Source organism: Kocuria kalidii (genome assembly GCF_044462225.1).
Taxonomy (GTDB): domain Bacteria; phylum Actinomycetota; class Actinomycetes; order Actinomycetales; family Micrococcaceae; genus Kocuria; species Kocuria kalidii.
Genome location: NZ_JBISWJ010000051.1, coordinates 1 through 7,310, shown reverse-complemented (window position 1 = coordinate 7,310; position 7,310 = coordinate 1). Strand labels below are relative to the sequence as shown.

Sequence of the window (7,310 nt, the reverse complement as noted above, 5' to 3'; positions counted from 1 at the left end):
CGGGCCCCTCCGCGGGGTGCGCGCCGGGACTCAGACCTCGGACTGGCTCGAGGCCTTCGGCTTGTCGTCCTGCTCCATCTTGGCCATCTGCCGGTGGACGGCGACCTTGATGACGGTGCCCACGAGACCGGACACGACGGACCAGACGATGATGGCCGTCCAGGTCTCGCTGGGGTCCGGGTTCTTGGACGGCGGCGGATTGCCCGTGAGGCGCTTCCACACCGAGCCGAGCACCTTGTGCGAGAGCACCACGCCACCCAGCGAGGCGCCGGTGCCGAGGAGTTCGATGACCTTGTCGTTCATGGGCTGCTGCTCCTTGGGTCGTCGGGGCGGCGCGGGTGCGCCCTGCCGATCGCCCCAGCCTAACGCGTCCCCGAGGTTCCGTCAGTGTGCTGTCCGTCGGTCGGCCGGCCGTCCCGGGTCGCCGCCCCCGTGCCGGCGCCCTCCCCGGTGGCGGCCTCCCCCGGGGAGCTCTCCGCCGCGCGGTCGAGGACCGTCTGCAGGTCGTCCTGGGTCAGCGTGGACCGGTTGAGGTGCTTGGTGCGGTAGGTGGAGCGGCCCACCATGTGCGCGGAGACGGGCACGGTGAGCAGCTGGAAGATCCAGCCGAGGGCGATGAGCGGGACCATGACGGGATCGCGGTTCTCCAGGGCGACGGCCGTGAGCATGAGCAGCAGCCCGAAGACCTGCGGCTTGGTCCCTGCGTGCATGCGGGTCAGCAGGTCCGGGAAGCGGACCAGGCCGATCGCCGCGGCGAGGGACATGAGGGCCCCGCCCACGAGGCACACGGCGGCGGCGGTGTCCAGGACGGTGTCCAGCACGGCGCTCACCGCCCGTGCTCGGCGGTCTGGGTGGCGAAGCGCGCCACCGTCACGGAGCCGATGAACCCGACCAGCGAGACGATCACCATGAGGATCAGGTTGTCGAGATGGCCGTGGTAGGCCATGTCCACCGCGAGGGCGGCCGCCACGATGGCCAGCAGCACGTCCGTGGCCACCACCCGGTCCAGCAGGGACGGCCCCTTGGCGAGGCGGTATAGGGTGCCCGCGGCGGCCGTGCCGAGCAGCACGACCGCGACGGCCACGGCGATCTCCATCACGGGCGGTCCTCCTGGGGGTCGTCGTCCGGGTCGTCCACCGGGGCGTCGGCCGGCGCCCCGGCCGGGACGTCGTCGCGGCGGCGGCCCACGATCTGCTGGCTCGCGGTGACCGGGGAGCCGATCGCGGCGCTGTCCCGCCGGTCCGCGCCGGCGGCTCCGTCCCCGCGCCGCTCGGCCCGCAGCGCGGCGAGCTCCTCCGCCGTGCCCATGATCCGGATCCAGGCGGCCTCCACCTGGAGCGCGGAGCGGCGGAACTCCTCGGCCTCCCGGGAGTCGCGGACGTTGAGCGCGTGGAAGTACAGCGTGCTGGTGGCACGGTCCACCTCCACCACGAGCGAGCCGGGGATCAGGGTCATGGTGTGCCCGGTGGCCGTCAGGAGCAGGTCGGAGGTCGTGCGCAGCCTGACGCCCACCACGGCGTTGCGCGCCCGGGGGCCCACGACGATCGCGATGACCATCACCTCGACGCTCGCCTTGGCGACCTGCCAGACGAAGGTCACGGCGAAGACGGCGAACTGGAAGGGGTTGAACCGCCCGGACAGCTGGACGGGCGGCAGGTAGAGGAACCAGGTCACGAGCAGGGCCAGGACGAGCCCGACCAGGAGGTTGCCGAGGCCGAAGTCGCCCCACAGGGCGCCCCACACGAGCACGAGCCACACCAGCAGCGGCAGCTCGACGAGCAGGGGGTTCCTGGGTCGGGTCACGGTGCCTCCTCCACGACGGGGCGCGGCGCGGACGCCGGGTCGAGCACGGCCTCGACGTAGCGCTCGGGGCGGACGAGGTTCTCCGCGGCGTTGTCCGCGAGCTGGAACAGCGGTCCGGCGAAGACCGTGAGGCCCACCCCCGCGGCGACGAGGACCGAGGCGCCGCCGAGCATCGAGGGGGACATCAGGCGCACGTCGCCCTTGCCCGCGAACCGGCCCGCCTGGTGGTCGACGGCGCCGGAGCTGAGCAGGAACCGGGACCCGGCGGGCACCGGGGCCAGCAGGATCGGGTCCGGGTACTCCGCGTCCTCGGGCGCGCGCAGGAACACGCGGTTCCACACCCGGATCAGGGCCAGCAGGGTCAGCAGGGAGACCGTCACGGACCCCGCGACCAGGACGTAGGCCAGGCCGTCCCCCCGGTCGACGCCGGCCTGCAGGAGGCCGGTCTTGCCCAGGAAGCCGGAGAACGGCGGGATCCCCCCGAGATTCAGGGCGGGCACGAGGTAGAGCAGTGCGAGCAGCGGGGAGATCCTGGCCATCCCGGCCAACCGGTCCACGTTGGTGGAGCCGCCGCGGCGCTCGATCAGCCCGGCCACGAGGAACAGGCTCGTCTGGATCACGATGTGGTGGGCCACGTAGTAGACCGTGGCCGAGAGGGCCTCCTGCGTGCCCACGGCCACGCCGAAGATCATGTACCCGATGTGGCTGATCAGGGTGAAGGACAGCATGCGCTTGATGTCGATCTGCGCGAGCGCGCCCAGGATGCCGACCACCATGGTGAGCAGCGCGACCCACATCAGGAGGTCGTCGAGCCGGTCCCCGGGGAACAGCACGGTCTCGGTGCGGATGATCGAGTACACCCCCACCTTGGTCAGCAGCCCGGCGAACACTGCGGTCACGGGGGCCGAGGCCGTCGGGTAGGAGTCCGGGAGCCAGAAGGACAGCGGGAAGACCGCGGCCTTGATGCCGAACGCGATGAGCAGCATCAGGTGCAGCTGCATCTGGGTGCCCACCGGCAGGCTCTGCAGCTTGACCGACAGGTCCGCCATGTTGACGGTGCCCGTGGCCGCGTAGATCATCGCGATGGTGATCAGGAACAGCACGGAGGAGATCACCGAGACCACCACGTAGGTCACGCCGGTGCGGATCCGCTGGACGGTCCCGCCCATGGTCATCAGCACGTATGACGCGGTCAGCAGGATCTCGAAGCCCACGTACAGGTTGAAGAGGTCCCCCGCGAGGAAGGCGTTCGACACGCCCGCCACGAGGATGAGGAAGGAGGGGTGGAAGATCGAGATCGGACCCTCGTCGTCGCCGTCGGCCACGCCCTGCCCGCTCGCGTAGACGAGCACCGCGAGCGAGACGAGCGTGGAGACCACGAGCATCAGGGACGAGAGCTGGTCCACGACCATCACGATGCCCCACGGCGCCTCCCACCCGCCGAGGTGGACGGCCTGCGGGCCCACGTCCCACGTGCTCACGAGCACGACGGTCTCGACCGCGAGGGTGAGCACGAGCGAGCCGATGGCCACGGTGCGCTGCAGGGCGTTGCGCCGCAGCAGCAGGAGGCTCAGGGCGGCGCCGAGGAACGGGATGATGACGGCCAGCGGGGCCAGCTGCGCGAGGTTGACGGTCATCGGTTCTCCCTCCCGTCGACGCCGCGCACGCCCGGTGCCTCGACGGTCTCGTCCGGCTCCCGGCGACGGGGCGTCTCCTCGAACTCGGTGGTGTCGGCGGGGACCTCGGCGTCGTCCTCCACGTCGTAGGAGGACTGCCGCGCCACGCGCCGGTCCTCGACGTCGTCCTGGATCTCGTCCCGGCGACCGAGCACCCAGGAGCGGTAGATCATGCCGAGGAGGAACGCGGTCACCGCGAGGGAGATCACGATGGCGGTGAGGATGAGGGCCTGGGGCAGCGGGTCGCTGTACTCCTCCGCGGCGAGCGACCCGTCGTAGAGGGGGGCGGACCCGGCGGACCCGCCGGCGTGCAGGATCAGCAGGTTCGTGCCGTTGGTCAGCAGCATCAGCCCGAGCAGCACGCGGGTGAGGGAGCGCTCGAGCAGCAGGTACACGCCCACGGCGTAGAGCACCCCCATCACGACCAGGAGGGTCAGGTTCACGGTCATCGGTGCTCTCCGCCTCCGTTCGCGCCGATCCGGGTGACCGGGGTCGGCGACGTCGCCGAGGTGACCGGGGTCGAGCCCTCGGGGACCGCGGCGGCCGCCTTCCGCTGCCGCGTGACGCGGATCCGCGTGCCGCGCCCGGGCGTGCGCCGCCGCCGCCGCACGGCGTCCTCCTCGATCCGCTCGTCGATCCGCCCGCCGAGCGAGCGCAGGATGTCCAGGATGAGGCCGACGACGATCAGGTAGACCGCGATGTCGAAGATCAGGGCGGTCACGAACTTCTCGGCCCCGAAGACCGGCAGCTCCGCCTCGACGGTGTAGCTCTGCATCACCGATCCACCCAGGAAGACCGGGGTGACGGCGTAGAGGGCGGCGAGCGCCAGGCCGGTCCCGAGCATCGTGCCGGCGTTGATGGGCGTGGCGAGCTCGAGCTCGTAGCGTCCACCGGCCAGGTAGCGCACCGTCAGTGCCAGTCCGGCCATGAGGCCGCCCGCGAACCCTCCGCCCGGGTCGTTGTGCCCCGCGATCAGCAGGTAGAGCGAGACCATCATGAACGTGTGGAAGAGCAGCCGGGTGACCACCTCGAAGACGATCGAGCGCCGCTCGGGGGCCAGCGTCCTCCCGGCGAGCAGGTAGGGGTCCTCCAGGTCGTCGTCGTCGCCGCGGGCGAGGCGGACGTCCAGGGGCTCGCCCCCGGGCGAGACGGCCGCGGAGCTCCGCCGGCGGATGACCCGCAGCTGTCCGGTCGTGGGCTCGTCCCCGGAGCGGACGATGCGGTCCCCGCGGCCCGTGACGAAGATCAGCGAGGCCACTCCGGTGGCGGCCAGCACGAGCACCGAGACCTCCCCGAAGGTGTCCCACGCGCGGATGTCCACGAGGATGACGTTGACCACGTTCGCGCCGTCGCCGAGCTCGTAGGCCATCCGCGGCAGCTCCAGGGAGACGGGGTCCGCCGTGCGCGAGGAGATGCTGAACGCCGCGAGCGCCATCATGAACAGGCCGAACGTCACCGCGATGGTGCCCCGCAGGAGGCGGCGTCCGGCCGGGTTGCGGTGCCACAGCGGTGCGGGGAGCGAGCGCAGGGCCAGCACGAAGGCCACCAGCAGCACCGTCTCGACCAGGGTCTGGGTCAGGGCGAGGTCGGGCGCGCCCTGCAGGGCGAAGATGAGGGCCAGCCCGTAGCCGGTGACCGACACGAGCAGCACCGCGAGGAAACGCTTGGTGGCCAGGGGGACGAGCAGGGCCGCCACGACCATGGCCGCGCCCGCGATCAGCTGGGCCGGGCCGTCGGAGACCCGCAGGGCGCCCAGGGGCGGGGTCTCCTCCACGACCAGCGCCACGAGCGGCACGACGATCGCCGTGATCAGGATGACGGAGAGGTAGAACATCAGCGAACCCCGCTGGGTGCGTCCGGTGATCCACACCGCCGCGAGGTCCAGGACGTTGACGACCCGACGGTAGACGAGCTCCCCCGCCGGCAGGGACGGCAGGGCCCGCTGCAGGCCGGCGACGCGGCGCCGGCCGAGGTGGAGCAGGAGCCCGCCCGCGACGATCAGGACGGAGAGGCCCAGGGCGGGGGTCGGCCCGTGCCACAGGGCCAGGTAGAAGTCGTGCTCCTCCGTGGCCGGGAACTGGTCGACGTAGGGCTGCAGCACGGCGTTGACCGGCTGGGGCCAGAGCCCGAAGACCACGGTGAGGACGGAGAGCACGAGCGGTGCAGCGAGGAACGCGGGCTCCACCCGCTGCATGTCGCTGATCACGGCCTTGCCGCCGATCCCGGCGTCGAGCTCGGAGAACTCGGCGGACTTCTGCGCGAAGCCGCCCCACACGAAGCGGGCGCTGTAGGCGAAGGTGAGCACGGAGCCGGCCACGAGACCGGCGAGCACCGCGATCCCCGCCGCGCTGTCCACGTCGTGGGCGAAGGCGGCCAGCACGGACTCCTTGGCCACGAACCCGGCCAGGGGCGGCAGGCCGGCCATGGACGCCGCGGCCACGAGCGAGACCGCGAACAGCACGGGCACCCGGCCGGCGAGCCCGGACAGCCGGCGGATGTCCCGGGTGCCCGCCCGGTGGTCGATGATCCCGACCACGAGGAACAGCGTCGCCTTGAACAGCCCGTGCGCGAGGAGCATCGCCATCCCGGCCTGCGCCGTGTCCGCCGCCCCGCGGCCCACGATCACCACGAGGAAGCCGAGCTGGCTGACGGTGCCGTAGGCGAGGATCAGCTTCAGGTCGTACTGCTTCAGCGCGACCCAGCCGCCGAAGAGCATGGTGCCCACGCCCAGGACCATGACGGTCGGCTGCCACAGCGCCGTCTCGGCGAACCCCGGGGCGAAGCGGGCCACCAGGTAGACGCCGGCCTTGACCATCGCGGCGGCGTGCAGGTACGCGGACACCGGGGTGGGTGCCGCCATCGCGGCGGGCAGCCAGAAGTGCAGCGGGATCAGCGCGGACTTCGTCACGGCCCCCACCAGGAGCAGGAGCACCGCCACGTCCACCACGGTCCCGCGCTGCACCAGCTCCGGGGCCGCCGCGAGCACCTCGGAGATCCGGTAGGTGCCCGCGGCCTGGCCCAGCACCACGATGCCGACCAGCATCGACAGGCCTCCGGCCGTGGTGAGCACCAGGGCCTGCAGCGCTGCGCGCCGGGCGGACAGGCGGGTCCGGCTGTAGCTGATGAGCAGGAACGACAGGACGGTGGTGATCTCCCAGAAGACGAACAGCAGCAGCATGTCGTCCGCGGTCACCAGGCCGAACATGGCGCCGGCGAAGGCCAGCAGCTGGGCGCCGAAGCCGCCGAGGCCCACCGCGCCGGTCTTGAAGTAGCGGGCGCAGTAGAACAGCACGAGCGAGCCCACGCCGAGCACGAGCAACGACATCGTCCACGCGAGGGCGTCCATCCGCAGGACCAGGCCCAGGTGCAGGGACGGGATCCAGCTCCCGCCCTCGGTCCAGCCCCCCTCGGCGCCGTACACGCGGGGACCGGAGCCCAGCAGCCACAGGAAGCCGGCGAAGGGCACCGCCGCCAGGAGGTAGAAGGCGCTGCGTCCCATCCGCGCGAACAGCAGGGGCGCGACCGCGGCCACCACTGCGTGGAGCAGGAGCACAGCGGTCATCAGGCGCCTCCGGGCGTCGGGGAAGGGATGCGGCGGGCGGGCGTCGTGGGCCCGGACGCAGGCACGGAGGACCTGCACGAGCACGGGGTGTCCGGGGGCGCTCCCGGGGAGCCCAGCTTAGCAAAGGGGTGTTGCCGCCCTGTGTCCCCGTGCGCCGGCCTCGTGCGCCCTCCTCGTGCGCCGTGCGGAACGGGCCCCGTCCGGCCGGACTCCCCGGTCGGGGAACCGGGCACCCGGGATCCGGGGGCGGGCGGTCGGCGGGGCCGCCC

The 7,310-nt window shown here is 72.2% G+C and carries 7 protein-coding genes; all 7 read right to left on the bottom strand.

Annotated elements, in window-relative coordinates; genetic code table 11:
• Positions 1-30: 30 nt before the first annotated feature.
• From ACH9D3_RS07765 to ACH9D3_RS07735, 7 genes are read right to left on the bottom strand one after another with little or no spacing between them, the layout of a single operon-like run.
• Positions 31-303 (bottom strand): DUF4235 domain-containing protein, encoded by a 273-nt coding sequence (locus ACH9D3_RS07765; RefSeq protein ID WP_396410484.1) that lies wholly within the window; start codon positions 301-303, stop codon positions 31-33.
• A gap of 59 nt (positions 304-362) precedes the next feature.
• Positions 363-821, bottom strand: a complete 459-nt coding sequence (gene mnhG / locus ACH9D3_RS07760) for a monovalent cation/H(+) antiporter subunit G (RefSeq protein ID WP_396410485.1) — start codon at positions 819-821, stop codon at positions 363-365.
• Positions 822-826: 5 nt separating this feature from the next.
• Positions 827-1,096, bottom strand: a complete 270-nt coding sequence (locus ACH9D3_RS07755) for a monovalent cation/H+ antiporter complex subunit F (RefSeq protein ID WP_396398651.1) — start codon at positions 1,094-1,096, stop codon at positions 827-829.
• Entirely contained in the window at positions 1,096-1,803 is a 708-nt protein-coding gene (locus ACH9D3_RS07750) for a Na+/H+ antiporter subunit E (RefSeq protein WP_396410483.1), read from the bottom strand. The genes ACH9D3_RS07755 and ACH9D3_RS07750 overlap by 1 nt, the downstream gene beginning before the upstream one ends.
• Positions 1,800-3,440, bottom strand: coding sequence for a Na+/H+ antiporter subunit D (locus ACH9D3_RS07745; RefSeq protein ID WP_396410482.1), 1,641 nt, complete (start codon positions 3,438-3,440; stop codon positions 1,800-1,802). Before ACH9D3_RS07745 ends, ACH9D3_RS07750 begins: the two co-directional genes overlap by 4 nt.
• On the bottom strand, positions 3,437-3,928 hold the full coding sequence (locus ACH9D3_RS07740) for a Na(+)/H(+) antiporter subunit C (RefSeq protein WP_396410481.1): 492 nt from the start codon (positions 3,926-3,928) through the stop codon (positions 3,437-3,439). Before ACH9D3_RS07740 ends, ACH9D3_RS07745 begins: the two co-directional genes overlap by 4 nt.
• Positions 3,925-7,041 carry a Na+/H+ antiporter subunit A gene (locus tag ACH9D3_RS07735; protein WP_396410480.1) on the bottom strand — a complete coding sequence of 1,039 codons (3,117 nt, stop codon included), beginning with the start codon at positions 7,039-7,041 and terminating at the stop codon, positions 3,925-3,927. The genes ACH9D3_RS07740 and ACH9D3_RS07735 overlap by 4 nt, the downstream gene beginning before the upstream one ends.
• Positions 7,042-7,310 lie beyond the last annotated feature (269 nt).